We start from the raw sequence: 1,825 nt of genomic DNA on the forward strand, positions 1-1,825 counted from the left end.
AATATTGAACATTGAAAAATAAATGAATCGTAATATCTACATATTGATTTTATTAACTCTTCTCTTCATTTCTTGTGCCACTACCTCGCACAAGCACTTGACGGAGCGACTCTTCCTGGAAAGGGAGCGCATCAGCATCACCCACCTCGACGGAGGGAAGCATACCGCCGGACAAGTGTTGGGAGAGCAGGTAACGTATACCTTAGTGCCGCAAGAGGAAGAAGAAGCACTTATCGGAAACAACCCGGCGATGAAGCTCGATACCACACAGGTGTATGCACTGCCCGAGGTGAAGGTTACATCCAGAACGCGGTTTACACCGGTAAGAGAAGGGTATGTGGATATTGATTTTGTGATTGGGGTACCGCCTGCTTTTGTGGCAGACGACTACCAGCTATGCCTAAGCCCGGAACTTTTATATAACGACTCGCTGGTGAAGCTCGAAGATGTAGTGATACGGGGAAAGAACTTCGTAAGCAAACAGGAAGAGGACTACAAGGTCTACGATGCGTATATCGCTTCCCTGATAGACCCCTCGGGGTATGATACCGCTTTCGTAGACCGCAAAGGGTTGACAAAGGACATTCGTCACCAACGGAAAAGTAGCCTGGAGAATTATTACAGCAAATGGGCATTGGTGGTAGAGTACTGGCAGTGGCGATATGCCAAAGAGGAGGAGTTTGCCCGGGAGAACTTATTGCAAGGGCATAAGCTGCAACATGAGTTGGAAGTGGCCAAAAGAAATTACGAAAACGAGTTGGTGCGTTGCCGCATTGCGGGTAAAGATACGGCAACCGCAGGAAAAGCGTATCGAAAAAAATGCAAGAGACTGGAACAGGCGTACAGCACCCGCAAAAAGATTACGCTGGCATCGGTACCCGCCAAATACCAGGAGGTGCATTTGCAAGGATGGCGACCGGAGGATGTGCAACCTACCCTACCGGAAGAGCAAGACTCTATTAAGTTGGTAGACAACTATTTACAAAGAGATCATATTGCCATCAATGAGCTGCGCACGGCTCGCAAGGATGCCATGTTCGAACAGCTGGTACCGTATCCGTACCGCCCCGATGCGCATTACAACATCGTATTACCCGCAGGGCAGCCGTTTACTTACCGATACACCAAGCGGTATCCGGTAAAGGAGGGGCTACGAACGCTGAAAGTGACACTAAAGAACCTGATAAGTGCAACAGACCGCAGCAGCTACTTGCAGCATACAGATACGCTAACGTATGTAATCTCTTCGCTGGACGAGCTGGCAGACCCGAATCTATTAGCAAACCCGGCGTTTACGGAGGAAGCACGCAAGGAATATGCATTTGCGTTGCAGCTACTAAGAAAAAGGGAATACGCAAGGGCGATTAACATATTCAAGGATTACAAAGATTACAATACAGCCTTAACCTTAACATGTGCCGGTTATAACCGGGAAGCTTGCAAACTGCTCAAGCAGTTACCACACACAGCACAAACACATTATTTAAATGCGATACTCAATTGCAGGTTAAAGAATGAGCAGGAAGCAATTATGCACCTGAAAAAAGCGCTGGAGATGGACGAAGATAAGATTTTTCGAATGGAGAAAGATCCGGAAATTGCTGAGCTGGCGAAGAAATATCAATTGATTTAACCACCCCACCGGCCAAAACGCCTCCTCTCGTTGAGGGGAGGTGTCGGCTCCGCCGACGGAGGGGTAATAACTTAAATATAATAACCGTTTTTTTATTAACTAATTTTTTTAAAACATGAAAGTAAATTTTAAGTATGCGATGATGACTATCGCAGCCCTGACAATGGGCTTAACAAGTTGTTCGAACGACAA

At 46.7% G+C, this 1,825-nt stretch carries 1 protein-coding gene; it reads left to right on the plus strand.

All coding sequences use genetic code 11. The features are described 5' to 3' along the window. Nucleotides 1–22: 22 nt before the first annotated feature. A complete protein-coding gene (locus D0T60_RS18360) occupies nt 23–1,633 on the plus strand; it encodes a hypothetical protein (protein ID WP_163219919.1) in 1,611 nt (536 codons plus the stop codon). Nucleotides 1,634–1,825 lie beyond the last annotated feature (192 nt).

This window comes from Bacteroides sp. 224, from assembly GCF_010500995.1.
GTDB lineage: Bacteria > Bacteroidota > Bacteroidia > Bacteroidales > Bacteroidaceae > Bacteroides.